This window comes from Variovorax sp. J22P240 (assembly GCF_030316855.1).
In the GTDB taxonomy this organism is placed as follows: domain Bacteria; phylum Pseudomonadota; class Gammaproteobacteria; order Burkholderiales; family Burkholderiaceae_C; genus Variovorax.
Map to the genome: position 1 here is coordinate 1,022,569 of NZ_JASZYR010000001.1, position 16,082 is coordinate 1,038,650.

General features: G+C 65.7%; 18 protein-coding genes. 8 read left to right on the top strand and 10 right to left on the bottom strand.

Annotated elements, in window-relative coordinates:
- The first annotated feature begins 65 nt into the window (after positions 1-65).
- Entirely contained in the window at positions 66-1,409 is a 1,344-nt protein-coding gene (gene gdhA / locus QTI24_RS04895) for an NADP-specific glutamate dehydrogenase (RefSeq protein ID WP_286598687.1), read from the top strand.
- A 31-nt stretch (positions 1,410-1,440) separates the two neighbouring features.
- Here the strand turns inward: gdhA and QTI24_RS04900 are convergent, their stop codons facing one another.
- Entirely contained in the window at positions 1,441-1,614 is a 174-nt protein-coding gene (locus QTI24_RS04900; RefSeq protein ID WP_286598688.1) for a hypothetical protein, read from the bottom strand.
- 95 nt (positions 1,615-1,709) lie between these two features.
- Between QTI24_RS04900 and QTI24_RS04905 the strand changes: the two genes are divergently transcribed.
- Positions 1,710-2,459: a metallophosphoesterase family protein gene (locus tag QTI24_RS04905; protein WP_286598689.1), complete on the top strand. Its 750-nt coding sequence runs from the start codon at positions 1,710-1,712 to the stop codon at positions 2,457-2,459.
- A 5-nt stretch (positions 2,460-2,464) separates the two neighbouring features.
- Here QTI24_RS04905 and QTI24_RS04910 read toward each other — a convergent pair whose 3' ends face one another.
- The 4 genes from QTI24_RS04910 to QTI24_RS04925 form a co-directional block, all read right to left on the bottom strand.
- Positions 2,465-2,947, bottom strand: a complete 483-nt coding sequence (locus tag QTI24_RS04910; RefSeq protein ID WP_286598690.1) for a Crp/Fnr family transcriptional regulator — start codon at positions 2,945-2,947, stop codon at positions 2,465-2,467.
- A gap of 7 nt (positions 2,948-2,954) precedes the next feature.
- Complete coding sequence (locus QTI24_RS04915) at positions 2,955-3,890, bottom strand: DUF5996 family protein (RefSeq protein WP_286598691.1); 936 nt, start codon at positions 3,888-3,890, stop codon at positions 2,955-2,957.
- A 20-nt stretch (positions 3,891-3,910) separates the two neighbouring features.
- The gene (locus QTI24_RS04920) at positions 3,911-4,432 is read right to left on the bottom strand and encodes a peroxiredoxin (protein WP_286598693.1); all 522 of its coding nucleotides are present in this window, start codon (positions 4,430-4,432) and stop codon (positions 3,911-3,913) included.
- Positions 4,433-4,545: 113 nt separating this feature from the next.
- Positions 4,546-5,814: an NUDIX domain-containing protein gene (locus tag QTI24_RS04925; RefSeq protein ID WP_286598694.1), complete on the bottom strand. Its 1,269-nt coding sequence runs from the start codon at positions 5,812-5,814 to the stop codon at positions 4,546-4,548.
- Here QTI24_RS04925 and QTI24_RS04930 point away from each other — a divergent pair.
- Complete coding sequence (locus QTI24_RS04930; protein WP_286598695.1) at positions 5,813-6,139, top strand: hypothetical protein; 327 nt, start codon at positions 5,813-5,815, stop codon at positions 6,137-6,139. The two genes, QTI24_RS04925 and QTI24_RS04930, sit on opposite strands and share 2 nt — an antisense overlap.
- Positions 6,140-6,163: 24 nt before the next feature.
- Here the strand turns inward: QTI24_RS04930 and QTI24_RS04935 are convergent, their stop codons facing one another.
- Entirely contained in the window at positions 6,164-6,409 is a 246-nt protein-coding gene (locus QTI24_RS04935; RefSeq protein WP_286598696.1) for a DNA-directed RNA polymerase subunit alpha C-terminal domain-containing protein, read from the bottom strand.
- Positions 6,410-6,560: 151 nt separating this feature from the next.
- Entirely contained in the window at positions 6,561-7,460 is a 900-nt protein-coding gene (locus tag QTI24_RS04940; protein ID WP_286598697.1) for a LysR substrate-binding domain-containing protein, read from the bottom strand.
- A gap of 116 nt (positions 7,461-7,576) precedes the next feature.
- Here QTI24_RS04940 and QTI24_RS04945 point away from each other — a divergent pair, with 116 nt between their 5' ends.
- Entirely contained in the window at positions 7,577-8,776 is a 1,200-nt protein-coding gene (locus tag QTI24_RS04945; protein WP_286598698.1) for an MFS transporter, read from the top strand.
- The gene (gene dkgB / locus QTI24_RS04950; protein WP_286598699.1) at positions 8,773-9,579 is read left to right on the top strand and encodes a 2,5-didehydrogluconate reductase DkgB; all 807 of its coding nucleotides are present in this window, start codon (positions 8,773-8,775) and stop codon (positions 9,577-9,579) included. Before QTI24_RS04945 ends, dkgB begins: the two co-directional genes overlap by 4 nt.
- A gap of 9 nt (positions 9,580-9,588) precedes the next feature.
- Here the strand turns inward: dkgB and QTI24_RS04955 are convergent, their stop codons facing one another.
- Positions 9,589-10,107 (bottom strand): BON domain-containing protein, encoded by a 519-nt coding sequence (locus QTI24_RS04955; protein ID WP_286598700.1) that lies wholly within the window; start codon positions 10,105-10,107, stop codon positions 9,589-9,591.
- A 468-nt stretch (positions 10,108-10,575) separates the two neighbouring features.
- On the opposite strand from QTI24_RS04955, the gene QTI24_RS04960 reads away from it, so the two are divergent.
- Positions 10,576-13,092: a hypothetical protein gene (locus QTI24_RS04960; RefSeq protein WP_286598701.1), complete on the top strand. Its 2,517-nt coding sequence runs from the start codon at positions 10,576-10,578 to the stop codon at positions 13,090-13,092.
- A 76-nt stretch (positions 13,093-13,168) separates the two neighbouring features.
- A complete protein-coding gene (locus tag QTI24_RS04965) occupies positions 13,169-13,786 on the top strand; it encodes a DUF2939 domain-containing protein (protein WP_286598702.1) in 618 nt (205 codons plus the stop codon).
- Between the two features lie 10 nt (positions 13,787-13,796).
- On the opposite strand, the gene QTI24_RS04970 is transcribed toward QTI24_RS04965, so the two are convergent.
- Positions 13,797-14,135 carry a hypothetical protein gene (locus QTI24_RS04970; RefSeq protein WP_286598703.1) on the bottom strand — a complete coding sequence of 113 codons (339 nt, stop codon included), beginning with the start codon at positions 14,133-14,135 and terminating at the stop codon, positions 13,797-13,799.
- A gap of 150 nt (positions 14,136-14,285) precedes the next feature.
- Here QTI24_RS04970 and QTI24_RS04975 point away from each other — a divergent pair, with 150 nt between their 5' ends.
- Positions 14,286-15,104 carry a class I SAM-dependent methyltransferase gene (locus QTI24_RS04975; protein ID WP_286598705.1) on the top strand — a complete coding sequence of 273 codons (819 nt, stop codon included), beginning with the start codon at positions 14,286-14,288 and terminating at the stop codon, positions 15,102-15,104.
- On the opposite strand, the gene QTI24_RS04980 is transcribed toward QTI24_RS04975, so the two are convergent.
- Positions 15,088-15,993, bottom strand: coding sequence for a LysR substrate-binding domain-containing protein (locus QTI24_RS04980; RefSeq protein ID WP_286598706.1), 906 nt, complete (start codon positions 15,991-15,993; stop codon positions 15,088-15,090). The two genes, QTI24_RS04975 and QTI24_RS04980, sit on opposite strands and share 17 nt — an antisense overlap.
- Positions 15,994-16,082: the final 89 nt, after the last annotated feature.

Below are 16,082 nucleotides of genomic sequence, written 5' to 3' on the forward strand. Positions count from 1 at the left end.
GACAGTGGGGCTTGTCGACCTCGATAAGATCTGCGGCCTGTCCCCGTCCACACGATCCCCCAGCTATGAAGTACAAGTCGTCCGAAGAGTTCATGCACGGCGCCGCCGCGCGCAATCCCGGCCAGCCCGAGTTTCTGCAAGCCATTGCCGAGGTAACGGAAAGCCTGTGGCCGCACATTCAGCGGCATCCCAAGTATGCAGAACACGGACTGCTGGATCGCCTGATCGAACCGGAGCGGGTCATCATGTTTCGCGTCTCCTGGGTGGATGATCACGGCGAGGTGCAGGTCAACCGCGGCTACCGCATCCAGCACAGCTCGGCCATCGGCCCCTACAAGGGCGGGCTGCGCTTCCATCCCTCGGTCAATCTGTCGATCCTGAAGTTCCTCGCCTTCGAGCAGACTTTCAAGAATGCGCTGACGACGCTGCCCATGGGCGGCGGCAAAGGCGGCTCCGACTTCGATCCGAAGGGGCGCAGCCCTGGCGAGGTCATGCGCTTCTGCCAGGCCTTCGTGAGCGAGCTGTTCCGTCACGTCGGCGCCGACCGGGATGTTCCGGCCGGCGACATCGGCGTCGGCGCGCGCGAAATCGGATTCATGACCGGCATGATGAAAAAGCTCGGCAACAGCGCCGACTGCGTCTTCACCGGCAAGGGGCTGAGCTATGGCGGTTCGCTGATGCGGCCCGAAGCCACGGGCTACGGCACCGTCTACTTCACCGAAGAGATGCTCAGGCAAAAGGGCCAGACCCTCGAAGGGCTGCGCGTCAGCGTCTCGGGCTCGGGCAACGTGGCGCAGTTCGCGGTCGAGAAGGCCATGGCGCTCGGCGCCCGGGTGGTGACGGTGTCCGACTCGAGCGGCACGGTCTACGACGAAGCGGGTTTCACGCAGGACAAGCTGGCGCAATTGATGGAAGTGAAGAACCATCTGTACGGGCGCGTCGACGACTATGCCCGTCGCGTCGGCGCCGAGTTCCATGCCGGCGAGCGTCCGTGGCACATACCGGTCGACGTCGCCCTGCCCTGCGCCACGCAGAACGAACTCGACGGCAAGGATGCCGCCGCGCTGGTCCGCAACGGCGTGCGCTGCGTCGCGGAGGGGGCGAACATGCCGTCCACCATGGACGCGATCCGCACCTTCGAAGGCAGCGGCGTCCTGTTCGCGCCCGGCAAGGCCAGCAACGCCGGCGGCGTCGCGACCTCGGGCCTCGAAATGAGCCAGAACGCCATGCGGATTTCGTGGCCGCGCGAGGAAGTGGACACGCGGCTGCACGGCATCATGCGCAGCATCCACGAGGCCTGCCTCCAGCATGGCCGGCGCGAGGACGGCACGGTCAGCTACGTGAATGGGGCCAACGTCGCCGGGTTCGTGAAGGTGGCCGACGCGATGCTCGCGCAAGGCGTCATCTGATCGCTGGCCCCGGGGGGCCGGTCGTGAATGCTCAGATGGTGACCAGGTCCACGATGCCGTACCCGATGATCGCCAGCAGACCCAGAATGCCGGCCATCATGAGCGGCGTGCCCCAGCGCGTCGCTCGCGCGGCAAAGCCCACCGTCATGACGCCTGCCGCGATGCACGTTGTGATTGCGGCAGTCTGGAGCGTGAATTCAGGCATCCGTCGATGCTACCCGGAAGGCCCGCTGCGCGAAAAGAACGTCGCGCGGCACTCCGCCACCCCACAATGCGAGGTCCGTCGCTGCAGCTCCTGCCGTGCGCATCCTCCTCATTTCCGACCTGCACTACACGCTGCCCCAGCTCGATTGGGTGGTCCGGGTCGCGCCATCCTTCGATCTGGTGGTGCTGGCGGGCGATCACCTGGACGTGAGTTCGCCGGTTTCGCTCGACGCGCAGTCGGTCGTCCTGCTGCGCTACTTTTCGCTGATGAACCCGGGTCATTCGCTCGTGCTGGCCTCGGGCAACCACGACCTGACGGGGCCGGACCGGCATGGTGAACGGGCGGCGCTATGGCTGCCGGAGAGCCGCCGCGACGGCGTCTTCACAGACGGCGATTCCCTGGCGATCGGCGACACTCTGATCACGATCTGCCCCTGGTGGGACGGGCCGGCGGGCCGGGCCGCCCTCGAAGAGCAACTGGCCGTGGAGGCACAGAAGCGACCGGCCCGCTGGGTCTGGATCTATCACTGGCCTCCGCTGGGCTCGCCCACCTGCTGGACCGGCAAGCGCCACTATGGCGACGCCGATGTGGCCGAGTGGATTGCACGCTACCAACCCGAACTCGTGCTGACCGGCCATGTCCACGAGCCGCCATTCAAGCGGGCGGGTGCCTGGGCCGACCGCATCGGTCCCACCTGGGTGTTCAATGCCGGCAGGCAGATCGGGCCGGTGCCCGCGCACATCGTGATCGACCTGGCAGCGGACACCGCGTCATGGCGCTCGATGATGGGCGAGGAAGCGCTGGAACTCGGCGCCGAACAGGCGCCCGCGCGATCGGTTTTCTGAGGCGCTCAGTAGTCGGGGTTTGGCTCTCGCACCGAGCCGGGGCGCGCAGCCGGGCGCTGACGGTGCGTCAGTTGATCAAGCACTTCGGAGACCATCGCCAGGCCGGGCGCATCGCCGTACTGGTGCTTCAGGTCGACGAGATAGGTAGTGGCGAAATCCAGGCGCTCTGCCAAACCTGCGGCGATCAACCGGGTGATGGCCGGCTCGCTGACCAGCAAGGCGCGACCATCGGCGGCATGGCGGAGGATGCTCGGTGCACCCGCGACGACCGTGGCCGTGTACGGCGAATTCAACAGCAGCGAGATCTCGCCGATCGCCGCGGCCGGCCGGCTGATCGACGTGATCGCCATGCCTGCCTTGCTGATGTGTAGCGTTCCCGACACGAGAATCCACAGACCATCGCCGGACTCGCCCTCGCGCACGAGCGTGTCCCCGACTGCCAATGTGATTTCAGGCAGGCCTGCAGTGCGTTGCAGCAGTTCGTCCATATCGACCTCAAGGCCAGAGCGACGATGGCCGATCGAGCACCGCCCTGTCCCATCGCCCCAGATCCGCAGCCGCGTCGTAAGTCGATTGAAGGAACGCCAGGAGCGCGGCGTCCGGGTCCGCAGCCAGACGGACGGCCTCGTAGGGCAGGATGAACTCGCGCATCTGTGTGTCGTAGCGCGCAGCCGCGGGAAGGACCCCATGGCTGGCATAGCCCGGCGGCTCCGGATACGCATAGGCATAGAACGAAGCTTCCGCAACAGGACCTCCGCCGGGCCAGAACCCGCAACTCGCGCACTCATGCGAATAGGCCTCGACCATGACGTGGTCCGGACAGTTCGGAACGCCACCCGGATGACGCGGCGCCGGCCGGCCGGAGAAGCGCGTGGCCGCCAGGTCGAAGGCGCCCCAGAAGAAGTGCGCCGGACTCTGCTTGCCGCCGAAGCGCCCCCGGAAGCGCTTCAGCACGCGATCGGCCTGCGCGACGATGCGCCACCACCGGTGCGCCGCATCCGGGTCGTAGGATGCGTGGGTCCGGTCGTCGGCGAAGGGAATGGCGGTCTCGACCTCCACCGGCGAGGCCATGAGCTTCGGCTCGACGCCGAGCGCCCGCAGTGCCGACTGGTATTGGGCAAACCAGTCGGCGACGGACATGGGCGCCAGGGCAAAGCCGCGCTCCGCGCCGTCGCTGCATTTCAACGCCAATGCATGCGAGATGAAATCGAACTCGACCGAGAGGGTTCGATCGCCGCACGGCATGGCCGAGGTCGTCAGCCCGCGCGGCGTGACATAGAAAGCGACCTGCCACCAGTGGTTCTCCATCGGCGCGAGCGCCAGGCGCGTCTTGCCGACGATCTGCGTCCACATGTGCAGCGTGGCGTCGGTATCGCGCCACTCGGAGAGCGAAAGCGCGGGCCAGGCCGGGGATGTCTGCGCTGCGTTCATGGCATCGGGCCTTTCAGCGTCTACTTCTTGTCGCGGTTCTGCGGCAGTTCCTTCACCGCTGCGAGCATCTTCTCGACATGCTTGTCCGGGTTGAGGTTCTGGTAGTGGGCGGCGACCGTTCCATTCTTCGCGATCACATAGGAGATGCGGTTGGCGTAGTCCGGGCGCGTCTGCATCAGCGCGTCGAAAGACTGGCTGATGGACTTGGTGGCGTCGGAGGCGACCGGGAACTTGCCCTGGCAGGCCTGATTGGAGAACTTGGTCAGCGTCTCGATGTCATCGGTCGACACGCCGATCACCGTGGTGCCCAGCGCGGCGAACTTGTCGATCGCCTCGGCGAAAGCATGCGCCTCGAGGGAGCAGCCCACAGTGAAGGCCGCGGGGAAGAAATAGACGACGACCGGCCCTTTGGCCAACGCCGCCGACAGCGAGTAAGTGAAGGGCTTGCCGCCAAGCGCGGCGGGTGCGCTGAATGCCGGGGCAGGCTGGCCGACATCGAGTGCCGCCTTGGCGGGGGCGACGACGCCGAAAGCAAGCACCATGAACGCCGATGCAACTGCTCTTCCTGCCAATGACTTCATGTCTTCGTTCCCGGTGGGTGGACAAGTCGCATGTTATTCCGAGGAGATCGAAAGGGAGTATCTGCTCCCGTCTGCTATCGATAGCGACGAAGGAAGCCGTAGGCGGGCGCCAGCCACTCGAACTCATCGGCATCGAGTCCGGAGGACGGATCAGCACTGCCGGTGAAAAGCGTCCTTTCTTCCTCTAGCAGGAAGCATGCAAACGACTCCTCCTGGCCCGGCTGGCGCAGCACACGCAAGGTGCAGCCACCGAGATCGATGCGGTGTCCATGCGGCAGCGGCGCACCGTGCAGCGCCAAATTCCATCGCACCGGCCCAGGGGCGGATGCCCGCAACGAGGCCTCGTGGGCCACATCGCCCTGCCCGCCATCGATCAATGCCCACTCGTTGCGGTCCCCGCCAACAAAGTAACTGTTGACCAGCGCATCTCCGCACAAGGCCGTCACCCGCAGCACGCGCGGCGACAACTGCATCGCCAGCCCCGCGGCGAGCTCATACCGGCCATGCCCCAGACCTTCGGGATCGATGCGAGACAACTCGTCATAGGCGGGCTCGCCCGGATTCACCGGCCTGCGACCACCCGGCCCGTCCGCAATGCGCGGCATGATCAGCGGGATGTCCCGCGCGCCGCGCGCGTATTCCATGCACGCTTCGGCGGTGTCGAAAGTCGCGAGTTGCAGAAGAATCCGCCGCTGCACATTCATCAGTTTGAGCCCGCGCGCAGGATCGACCGCGTCGGCAGGACGCAGCCACATGTGCTCGACCGTTTCGCGCCCGTCCGGTCGGGCGCTCTGCCGCCGCGGTGCCAGCGCCACGAAGAAACGGGTGTCGAAGCGACGCGGCATGCCGAGCGGCGTGAGCCAGTGGCTGAAATAGGCCAGCCGGTCGACCGCAAGCCGCCAACCGCGCTCGGCGCACAGTTTGCGCAGCGCATCGGCACCCTCTTCCACCGCCAGGCGCAGTGCGATGAGTTCCTGAGGCGCCATCTCATCGAGTTCCACCAGCCGGCCATCCGCATCGCCGGCGAAGAGCAATCCGGCCTCTTCAAAGCACTCGCGCACGGCTGCGGCGTAGTAGTCCAGGCCGTTCTCGGGGATGCCCAGCCGCAAGGAGGCCGCCGTATCGTCGATGCCATTGCAAAGCGCGTGTAGCGCGCGGTCCTGCGCGTCGAGCGTGCCGCCGGGGAAGACGCTGGCGCCGCTGTTCTGGTCGGCCTCTTTCTCGGCCCGCCGCAGCATCAGCACCTCCATGCCGGAGGCGCCATCGCGCAGGACGATCAGGGTGGCGGCGACGCGCACAGCGCGCGTCGGGGCGGTCGGTGGGGATGGGGTAGGCGTTGTCATGAGCGCCGCATGTTTTACCAGCAAGCGCCCGTGCAACCCGTCGCGGTCACGACGCCATCGCCTCGTCAGTTTTGGGGAGGCCAGCGAATGTCGGTTGCCTCACACTCTTCTCGTCGACGGAGGTGTCGTGGTCAAGAAGATTCAGCTCAACGAAGAACAGTGGAAAACGCTCGAGGCCCTGCGCGAGGCCCATGCCCGGGGCTGCCCGACCGATTCGATCAAGATCTCCGAGCGGCTGAGGTCGAACGGGCTGGTCGCGTCGGACCGGCATGGCTACAAGTTCCTGACCGAACAAGGACTCCAGCGCCTGAACCAGGGCCGCTGAGCGCGCGCCCCGCTGGCCCGGCCCTCAGTCCGCGAGACGCAAGCCCTTCTGGGTGACGCTCTCGACGATCTCCCGCAGCGAGTTGCGGCCCAGCCGCGAGAGTGCGAAGAGCTTCCTGGCGGGAACGCGGGTCACGTCCCGCACCGTGTGCAGTTGGTTCACGCGCAGGACGTTGGTGGTGCGAAGCGACAGCTTCAGGACGGCGATGTCAGCGTCCAGGACCGGGTCGGCGGCAGATCGGGCGATGACGGTGGCGGGACGATGATCCATGGTGTGACTCCTGAAAACGATGGCTGGAACTTGCACAGTTCGTGCCATCGCGCGAGAGGCATGAAACATGGGCGTTTCATTGGAGAATTCGCCAAATTCGCCTGAAATCGAAACAGTGCGCTTGCCCAAATTTTCTACACCTGCATAAGTTTCATGCAGGGTTTTCCAGACCGAGCCTTGCCCCGATGAAATCCAGGAAGCATGTGATCCGCGCCGATAGCTGCGTGTTGCGGTAGTAGACCGCGCTGATCGGCTGGCGCACTTCCACCGTATCACGCGCCAGCACCTGCACGAGGTCGCCACGCACCGTGTCGGCCGCCGTCATGTAGCCGGCGAGGCAGACGATACCGACGCCCTCCAAAGCCAGTTGCCGCAGCGTCTCGCCGCTCGACGCCGTGAGCGCCGGCGTGATGGGCCACTCGTCGCCGTGCTCACCACGCAACGGCCAGCGATTGAGCGACTCCGGCTGCGTAAACCCTAGCAAGGTGTGGCGGACCAGGCTCGCCACGCTCTTCGGTCGCCCCCGCGCCGCCAGATAGCCCGGGCTCGCCAGCACGCGCAGCCGGCTGGTCGCGATCGGGCGCGCATGCAGCGTCGAATCCCGCAGCTCGCCGATGCGGATCGCGATGTCGGTCCGACGCTCGAGCAGGTCGATGTTGAGGTCGTCGGTATCGAGTTCCAGGTCGATCTGTGGAAACGCCTGCCTGAACTCCGCCACCAGCGGCACGATGGCATGCAGCATGAAAGGCGACGCCGCATTCACGCGCAGCCGCCCCGCCGGCTTCTGCCGGCGCGCAGCCATCTGCTCTTCGGCCTCGTCGATCGAGGCGAGGATGGCGCGGGCGTGCGCCAGGAAGGCGCGTCCCTCCTCGGTCAGTTCGAGCCGGCGCGTGGTCCGGCGCAGGAGGGTGGTGTCGAGCTTGCGTTCGAGGCGTCCGAGCGCACGGCTGATGCCCGAGACGGTCTGACCCAGATGCTCGGCGGCGGCGGTGATCGAGCCGCCGTCGACCACGGCAGTGAACGCCTGCAACTCATCGACGGTGGTCTTCATGAACTTCCTTACTCAGGTCGGATTGTTGATTTCAAGTCAAATATATTCTGATAAGAAGACCGTTTTTCTGCAAAGGACGCAGCCTCACACTCCTGCCTCTCACAAGGAGTGCCTTCATGCCCATTGCCCTGCTTGCGCTGACGATCAGCGCATTCGCCATCGGAACGACGGAGTTCGTCATCGTTGGCCTGATTCCCACCATCGCGGCGGACCTGCAGATCGGTCTTCCGTCGGCCGGCCTGCTGGTCAGCCTCTATGCGCTTGGCGTCGCGGTCGGCGCGCCCGTGCTCACCGCCCTCACCGGTCGGCTGCCGCGCAAGGCATTGCTGCTGGGCCTGATGGCGCTGTTCACACTCGGCAACCTGCTTGCATGGAAGTCGCCGGGCTACGAATCACTGATCGCCGCGCGCGTCCTGACCGGCCTGGCACACGGTGTGTTCTTCTCGATCGGCTCGACCATCGCCACCGGCCTGGTGCCCAAGGAGAAGGCCGCGAGCGCCATCGCGATCATGTTCACCGGCTTGACGGTGGCGCTGGTCACCGGCGTGCCGCTGGGCACATTCATCGGCCAGCACTTCGGCTGGCGTGAGACTTTCCTCGCCGTGTCGGGCCTGGGGCTGGTCGCCTTCGTGGGAAGTGCCTTCTTCGTGCCGAACAACATCCGTCACACGCCACCGGCTTCGCTGGCGCAGCAGTTCAGGGTACTAGCCGAGCCGCGCCTCCTGATGGTCTACGCCAAGACGGCCATCGGCTATGGCGGCTCGTTCATTCCGTTCACGTTCCTCGCACCAATCCTCCAGGAGGTCTCGGGTTTCAGCGCCGGCGCGGTCGGCGGGGTCATGCTGGTCTACGGGCTCTCGGTTGCGGCCGGCAACATCTGGGGTGGCAAGCTGGCCGACAAGCTCGGACCCATCCCCGCGCTGAAGATCATCTTCGCGCTGCTGGCGGCGGTGCTGCTGATGCTCAGCATCGCCGCACCGCACAAGTGGCTCGCACTGGCCACTGTGCTGCTCTGGGGCGCCGTCGCCTTCGGCAACGTGCCCGGCCTGCAGGTCTACGTGGTGCAACAGGCCGAGCGGTACACGCCGGATGCGATCGACGTCGCCTCGGGCCTCAACATCGCGGCCTTCAACCTCGGCATCGCCGGCGCGGCCTGGGCCGGCGGCCTCGTGGTCACGCACCTTGGCCTGATCCATACCGCCTGGATCGGCGCGCTGGTAGTGCTGGCAGCACTCGCACTCACGGCATGGAGCGGCCGTCTGGACCGCATCTCCTCGCCTTCCATCGATTTCAACCAACCAAGGACTTCCTCATGAGCAGCATTCCTCCATTCGGCCTCGGCACCTTCCGTCTCCAGGGCCAGACTGTCATCGACTCCATCAAGAACGCACTCGATCTCGGCTACCGCCTGGTCGATACCGCGCAGATCTACGACAACGAGGCGGACGTGGGCCAAGCCATTTCCGAAAGCGGCGTGGCGCGCGATGCGCTGTTTCTCACGACCAAGATCTGGACGGCCAACTACGCCAAGGACCGGCTCATCCTCAGCCTGAAGGACAGCCTGGCCAAGCTGCGCACCGACCATGCGGACCTGACGCTGATCCACTGGCCTTCGCCCGGCAACGCCGTGCCGCTCGCCGAGTTCATGGGCGCGCTGGCGGAAGCCAAAACGCAAGGACTCACGAAGCAGATCGGGGTCTCGAACTTCACCGTCGACCTGATGCGCCAGGCAATCGCTGCCGTCGGTGCAGCGGAGATCGCGACCAATCAGGTCGAATTGCACCCCTATTTGCAGAATCGCAAGGTCGCTGACTTCGCGCACAGTCATGGGATCTCGATCACCTCTTACATGACGCTGGGCTACGGTTCGGTGCTGAAGGACCCGGTGATCCAGGCCATCGCAGAGGCGCACCAGGCGACGCCCGCTCAAGTCACCCTGGCGTGGGCGATGCAGCTCGGTTATGCGGTGATCCCGTCATCGACCCGGCGGGCCCACCTGGAAAGCAACATGAAAGCGCGGCAACTCCGCCTTTCCGACGACGAAATGGCGCGGATGGCCGCGCTGGACCGCAACAGCCGCCTCACCAGCCCCGAAGGCCTGGCTCCCGCCTGGGACTGACGGCGCCGATCAGCCGGGACTTACGACCAGTTGGTTGTCGACCGTGGCGACGCCGTTCACGGCCTTGGCGATGTCGCCGGCTCGCGCCTTGGCGGCCGCATTGGGGGCAGGCCCGGCCAGCCGCACCGTGCCAGCCTTCGTCTCGACATCGATGCGCGTGGCACTCAATTCCGGGTCCTTGGCGAGGGCGGACGATACCGACAGGGTGATCGCCGCATCGTCCGTCGTGGATACCGCCGCCGTGCCCAAGTTCTTCAGGGCGTTCTTGACGGCCGCCGCATCCTCCTTCACTTCGGGCGAAGTGACGTAGGCCTTGGTCTTGTCTCGCGCGACTTCCGCCAGTTCGGCGGCCTTTCGCGCGGCAGCAACGGTCGCCTGCTCGGTCTTGTCGGCCGCAGAGCCCAGTTGCCCGCTTGCGGATTCATTGCCGGCGCGATCGGTGCATGCGACCAAGGCCAAGGCGCAGGTCGCCAGCAGCAGAGCGGATCGACCGCGCATCCCTTCGAACGTCCGGTTCGGATTCGTCATTCGGCATCTCCTTTCGCCGAAGACCTTAGGCCGTTGCACCGCTTCCAGGGTGCTGGCTGCGCCGCAAACCCATGTAGGCGAATGGCACTGCGCGCCCCCAGCCGGGCGCGCCATGCAGGGGCGCAGACCGAACCTTCAGCCGCATCTCGCGTGATGGAAGCAATTGGAATTATGTTGCCGACTGTTACATGCAAATCTTTCAATTAGGAAAGAAGTACGCCAAATAGTCGTCACCGTCTACAACTGATGTAACAGCCCCCTTGAGAACTAATACACATTAAGAAAGGATTTGAAAGAACGCTTGCTGCGTAGGAACCATCCCACGTACAAACCCTCATCTTTTAAAAACTTGAGGTTTTTTGTTTGAAATCCATAGATAAAAGCTCTCTACTGCTTCTTATTGCAGCAGGGACATTGGCGGGTTGTGGGGGTGGGAGCGGCAATGACAGCGGCTTGGGCGCCGCTGGGATGAGCGCGAGCGCTGCGACCGTCGCTGATTCCAGTTCCGACGTGAATGGCACCCTGGTTGCCGATGGGGCCCAAGGCGCGGCAACGACCAAGTCCGCCAGCAAATCCGAAAAGGTGACGCACCTTGCCAATGAGGGCGAGATCTTTACCGTGCCGGCGTACACGGATGTCCGCTTCGGCAGCGGCACCAGTTGGAAGAGCCGGGGCGTCCCGGCCAACACCCAGGTCATGTGCCACGTCGATGTCTTCGGCAATCCGGGCGTGCCTGCTCCCCGGGTGTGCGAAACGGGGACTGCCGATGCACCCGCTCCGGCGCCCGCGCCGCCTGCCCAGGCTCCGGCCCCTGCGCCCGCGCCAGCGCCGGCGCCTGCCCCCGCTCCCGCTCCGACCGGCTACGTGCGCGTAGCGGTCGAGGGTGCGATTTTCACCGTGCCAAAGTACACGGATGTTCGCTTCGGCAGCGGAACCAGCTGGAAGAGCCGCGGCATCCCGGCCAACACCCAGGTCATGTGCCACGTCGATATCTTCGGAAATCCGGGCGTGCCTGCCCCCCGAGTTTGCGAAGCGGCCGGGACGGCGCCCGCACCGGCACCCGCTCCGGCACCCGCGCCTCCTGCTGCACCGGCACCTTCTCCGGCTCCCGCACCGGCTCCGGCTCCGGCGCCTGCGCCCGCACCCGCACCCGCACCGGCCCCGATCGTCGGCGACGTCGTCGACTCGTCCTTCAACGTGATCGCCAGTTCGTACCGCAACACGGCTGCGCAATTGAGCAAGGAAGCCGGTGTCGAATACCGTTATGGACCCAACGCCGCCGCCTATGGCGTCGGCAACAGCGGCCGACCGACCTTGTCCGCGCGGGATGCCCGCACGCAACTCGGTTCGCCCGCACCTGGCTATCCCTTCTACTGGCAGGTCGGCGGCCCGCCGTCCTCGACCTCCGGCGCCTACTCGACCAACCAGGCCAACCTGGTGTTCGTGGCCGACAACCCCGCGCAACGCATCGGCGTGGCCGACTTCCAGGTGTCGGGCTACATGTTCAACACCTTCGCGCAACTGCCCCAGCTGAGCTGGACGCGCGGCGCCATCAACGGCGGTGGCATCGACGGCATCAACGCGATGAGCTACAAGGCCTCGGGCGTGGCAACCAGCGACCCGGTCGCCGTGGGTCGCTGCTCGGGCCGCGCAGGCTTCTGCTCGGAGAGCGTGGTGGCTTACCAGAACGGCGTGATCGCCACCGCGGGCAGCAACACTGCCGGCAACCAGGCGTCGGTGAAACTGCCGGCCAACAAGGTGCCGACCGCGATCGCGATGACGAACCAGAGCGAATTCGCGCTGGTCACGGTCTGGGACACGACCGCGCTGAAGGGCCAGATCGCCGTCGTGGCAATGGCTGGCCTGTGTGACGGCTGCAACCCGTACAACAACGGCAGCCCGCGCGCCTACTACAAGTGGTGGAACGAGTGGATGGCGCCCTACCCCGGCCTGCCGAACATGGGCAACATCGCGTTCATGAAGATCCTCGGCTACGTCGATCTTCCGGGCATCAACGCGCCGACCGAAATCGCCGTCACCACCGGTCTTGACCAGTTCCAGACCATGTCTGGCGCCGACTTCATCGGCATGGACAACACGCCGCTGTCGAGCAACTGGAGCAAGTTCGCCGGTTCGGGCACGCACTCAGGGCGCTACGCCAAGGGCGGCATGGCGGTGGTGATCTCCAAGTCGGAGCAGAAGGCTGCGTTCATCGACCTCAAGCCGCTGTTCAACTACGTCAACGGCGTCTACTTCAGCGCCAACGTGACGCAGACGAGCAACCTGGGACAGGGCGACAGCCAGTGGCCGTACACCTTCACGAACACGCCGTCGCAGATTCCGACGGTGGTCAAGACGGTGTCGCTGCCAGCCAAGCCGACGGCCGTGAAGACGACCCTGTTCGGCAGCCCGCAACGCGCCTGGATCGCGACGCAGGACGGCACGCTGCACATCTACAGCATCGACGGCTATGCGCCAGGCGGCCGGGCGGCCTCGCCCGCTCCGACGGCGAGCGTCATTGCCGAGGTGGGCACCGTGACCGGCATCGGCCGCAATCCGACCTCGCTGGGCACCTCCAAGGGTGAGCCGACCAACAGCAGCATCGAGCCGCTGAACCAGCAGATCCTGGTGGCCTCGCGCGGTGACCGCAAGGTCTCGTGGGTGCGCTTCGCAAGCAACGGCAACAGCGGCACGATCGTGCGGACCCTGCAGGACACGCGCCTGGTCGACCCGATCGCCGTGGAGGATGCGGACAACTTCGCCAACGCCGGCTACCTGACCAGCGTGGTCGACTACGCAGGCAAGGCGGTGCGCAACTACCGCTACGGACCGGTGATCTTCTCGGACGGCGGCTCATGCCCGAAGCCCAACGGCTGCGCGCTCACGCCGACCACTGCCAACGGTGTCACATACAACATCGAGTACGGCGGTGCGCTGGACGTGCCCGGTGAACCGTTCCAGATCACGACGACCAACGTGCCCTGACGCGCGCCCACAGTAGGCGCCCATCGAAACGGCCCGCCTCGAGCGGGCCGTTTTTTTGCGCGTGCAGAATCGCGTCATGAAAGTCAGACGCCTTGTTCTTGCGGCGGCCCTGGCCGTCCTCGCAGCCCTTGGGGCCTACTGGTACTGGTCACCATTTCTGGCTGTGCGTCAGTTGCAGACGGCAGCACAGGAAGGTGATGCCGAGACCTTCAACGCGCATGTGGACTACCCCAAGGTGCGCGAGAGCCTGAAGGGCCAGTTCTCCGCCCTCGTCACACGGAAGCTGGGCACTCAGGACTCCGGCAATCCCTTTGCCGCGCTGGGCAGCCTGATTGGACTGGGCTTGGTGAACCAGCTGGTGGATGCGATGGTGCGCCCCGAGACAGTGATGGCGGCCATGAAGAACGGGCACTTGGCCAAGCCCGCTCCCGCTCCGGCGCCTGCACCTCAGTCTGCGGGCGAAGCGCCCTCGGCCAGCACAGTCACCCCGCCATCGAGCCCCCAGGCACCTGAGAAGAAGGCCCGTTGGGCCATCGACCGCCAGGGCGCCAACAGGATGACCGCCTATGCCGTGGATCCGGCAAAGCCAGACGAGCCCAATTCAGAGCGCCTTGGACTGGTCTTCGAGCGAAGCGGATTCGTCGACTGGAAGCTCACCGAACTCCGCATGCCCGCATCGACCTTTGGAAAGTAGGAGGTGCTGCTCAGTACTTGATCGTCACGCCGGCCTTGACGCCCGCATTGTTCTTTCCGTCCGAGAAGGCGCCCGCGGAGTAGGAGCGCTTGCCGCCCGTGCTGGCGCCCAGCGAATACGTGGGGCGCTCCTTGGATGTGTCCACGCCGCCGGACACCCCACCCCCGTCGGGCCGCTCCATGCCAACGGTGGCGCCCTTGGTGTTGACCGCGCCCTCGGTCGGTGACAGGTTGGGATTGATGTAGACCGTTCCCTTGTCGTCGCTGTCGATGGGCAGCTTCAACTCCTCCGCGCAAACGCCGATGCAGCACGCGGCCGCGCCAATGAAAGCAATGATGGATCTGCTCATGCCACCGAGCCTAGCAGCGGGCCTTCACCGCACGGTGGGCACTGTCCGTCAGGCGCTGTAGGCGCTTTTCCCACGCTGAATTGGCTTTCCGGGAAACGAAAATTAAGATGCTGGATTCAGCGAGCGCCTGATGGGAAAGGATGTGGACTCATGGACGAACCTGCTTCGGACACCCTCTTTGCCGGCTCGATCCCCGAGCTCTATGACACCTGCCTCGTTCCGCTGATCTTCGAGCCCTATGCCGAGGATCTCGCGAAACGCGCGGTTGCGCTCGAACCCTCACGCGTGCTGGAGACAGCGGCCGGCACCGGCGTGGTCACGCGCGCGCTGGCCAGTGCCTTGCCCGCCCAAGTGGAACTGGTGGCGACTGACCTGAACCAGCCCATGCTCGATCGCGCCGCAGCCGTTGGTACACAGCGCCCGGTGAGCTGGCAGCAGGCCGACGCCTTGCAATTGCCCTTTGCGGACGCGAGCTTCGACCTCGTGGTCTGCCAGTTCGGCGTGATGTTCTTCCCCGACAAGGTGCGTGCCTTTTCGGAGGCCCGTCGCGTGCTTCGGCCCGGCGGCACGCTGTTGTTCAACGTCTGGGATTGCATCGAGGAGAACCAGTTTGCCGATGTAGTCACGCAGGCGCTCGCGACGCTGTTTCCCGACGACCCGCCTCTTTTCATGGCGCGCACGCCCCACGGCTATTTCGACCGGATCGTGATCTCGCGCGACCTCGCGGGCGCAGGGTTCGGCGCCCTGCCCGGCTTCGAGACGAGAGCGGCGCGAAGCCGCGCACCGTCGGCGCAGGACGTCGCCATCGCCTATTGCCAGGGAACACCCCTGCGCAACGAGATCAAGGCTCGCGCCGGCACGGATCTCGCCACCGCCACATCGGCATGCGCAGCGGCCATCGCCGATCGTTTCGGCGCCGGACCGGTCGACGGAAAAATCCAGGCGCACATCATCACGGTCGCGTACTGACAGGCGCCTTCGAGAGAAGTTGCCCCAGCATGCGGCGTGCATTCAACGGCAGCGCTTCGACTTCCCGCACACACGCCAGCAGGTAGCGTGCGGCCCACGCCTCCGCGATGGGAATGCGGCGGAGGTGCATCAAGGAAGGCGACCGGTCTGCCGCCGCCTGCGGCACGATGCCGACACCGATGCCCTGCTCGACCATGCGACACACGGCTTCGAAGCTGCGCACGCGCACACGATAGTTGAGCCTCTTTCCCAGCCGCCTCGCATGGAGCGCGACATGCTCCTGCAGCGGGCTTCCCTCCGCCAGCCCGACGAACCGGCAATCGACCACTTCCGCCAGTGCGACCCTTCGCCTGCGTGCCAGCGCATGGCCGCGCGGCACGATGAACACCAGATCGTCGCGACGAAAGACAAAGCTCTGAAGGCCCTCGACGTCGACCGCATCCGAAACGATGCCGATGTCGCACAGCCCCGCGCGGACCGCATCGACGATGTCCGTGCTGCCCTGCTCCTCCAAGTCCACCGACACGCGCGGATGCTGTGCAAGAAAAGCACCGAGCGCCTCGGGCAGATGTTCCGTCATCGCCGAGGTGTTGCACAGAAGCCGGACGTGGCCCTGCAGGCCGCCACCGTACTCGCCCAGTTCACCACGCAAGCGCTCCATCTGCTGCAGCACGAGCCGCGCGTGGTGGACCAGCGTGTGCCCGGCCTCGGTCGGCTGCACGCCCTGCCTGGAGCGCAGCAACAGCGGCGTGCCGAGGTCACTCTCCATGCCGAGCACGCGCTGGCTGGCCGATGCCAGGGTCATGTGCGTCTGCGCGGCGCCGCCGGTGATGGTGCCGGCATCGACGATGTTCACGAACAGCCGCAGGTCGGTGAGGTCGAATCGCATGGCGACGAAGGTAGCACGCCATCCTCAGGCTGGGGCTGAGGCAAGGTGCGTGAGTTCCGCATTCTCGGAAGCGGGGGTTTTCGCGAAAC

What these genes read in the sequence shown, in the direction of transcription:
- QTI24_RS04945 (WP_286598698.1), top strand. Translation starts at nt 7,577, where the DNA reads ATGCCCATTGCCCTGCTTGCGCTGACGATCAGCGCATTCGCCATCGGA.
- QTI24_RS04915 (WP_286598691.1), bottom strand. Translation starts at nt 3,890, where the DNA reads ATGAACGCAGCGCAGACATCCCCGGCCTGGCCCGCGCTTTCGCTCTCC.
- QTI24_RS04960 (WP_286598701.1), top strand. Translation starts at nt 10,576, where the DNA reads ATGAGCGCGAGCGCTGCGACCGTCGCTGATTCCAGTTCCGACGTGAAT.
- QTI24_RS04965 (WP_286598702.1), top strand. Translation starts at nt 13,169, where the DNA reads ATGAAAGTCAGACGCCTTGTTCTTGCGGCGGCCCTGGCCGTCCTCGCA.
- QTI24_RS04920 (WP_286598693.1), bottom strand. Translation starts at nt 4,432, where the DNA reads ATGGTGCTTGCTTTCGGCGTCGTCGCCCCCGCCAAGGCGGCACTCGAT.
- QTI24_RS04925 (WP_286598694.1), bottom strand. Translation starts at nt 5,814, where the DNA reads ATGACAACGCCTACCCCATCCCCACCGACCGCCCCGACGCGCGCTGTG.
- dkgB (WP_286598699.1), top strand. Translation starts at nt 8,773, where the DNA reads ATGAGCAGCATTCCTCCATTCGGCCTCGGCACCTTCCGTCTCCAGGGC.
- QTI24_RS04955 (WP_286598700.1), bottom strand. Translation starts at nt 10,107, where the DNA reads ATGACGAATCCGAACCGGACGTTCGAAGGGATGCGCGGTCGATCCGCT.
- QTI24_RS04980 (WP_286598706.1), bottom strand. Translation starts at nt 15,993, where the DNA reads ATGCGATTCGACCTCACCGACCTGCGGCTGTTCGTGAACATCGTCGAT.
- QTI24_RS04975 (WP_286598705.1), top strand. Translation starts at nt 14,286, where the DNA reads ATGGACGAACCTGCTTCGGACACCCTCTTTGCCGGCTCGATCCCCGAG.
- QTI24_RS04910 (WP_286598690.1), bottom strand. Translation starts at nt 2,947, where the DNA reads ATGGACGAACTGCTGCAACGCACTGCAGGCCTGCCTGAAATCACATTG.
- QTI24_RS04940 (WP_286598697.1), bottom strand. Translation starts at nt 7,460, where the DNA reads ATGAAGACCACCGTCGATGAGTTGCAGGCGTTCACTGCCGTGGTCGAC.
- QTI24_RS04930 (WP_286598695.1), top strand. Translation starts at nt 5,813, where the DNA reads ATGAGCGCCGCATGTTTTACCAGCAAGCGCCCGTGCAACCCGTCGCGG.
- gdhA (WP_286598687.1), top strand. Translation starts at nt 66, where the DNA reads ATGAAGTACAAGTCGTCCGAAGAGTTCATGCACGGCGCCGCCGCGCGC.
- QTI24_RS04900 (WP_286598688.1), bottom strand. Translation starts at nt 1,614, where the DNA reads ATGCCTGAATTCACGCTCCAGACTGCCGCAATCACAACGTGCATCGCG.
- QTI24_RS04935 (WP_286598696.1), bottom strand. Translation starts at nt 6,409, where the DNA reads ATGGATCATCGTCCCGCCACCGTCATCGCCCGATCTGCCGCCGACCCG.
- QTI24_RS04970 (WP_286598703.1), bottom strand. Translation starts at nt 14,135, where the DNA reads ATGAGCAGATCCATCATTGCTTTCATTGGCGCGGCCGCGTGCTGCATC.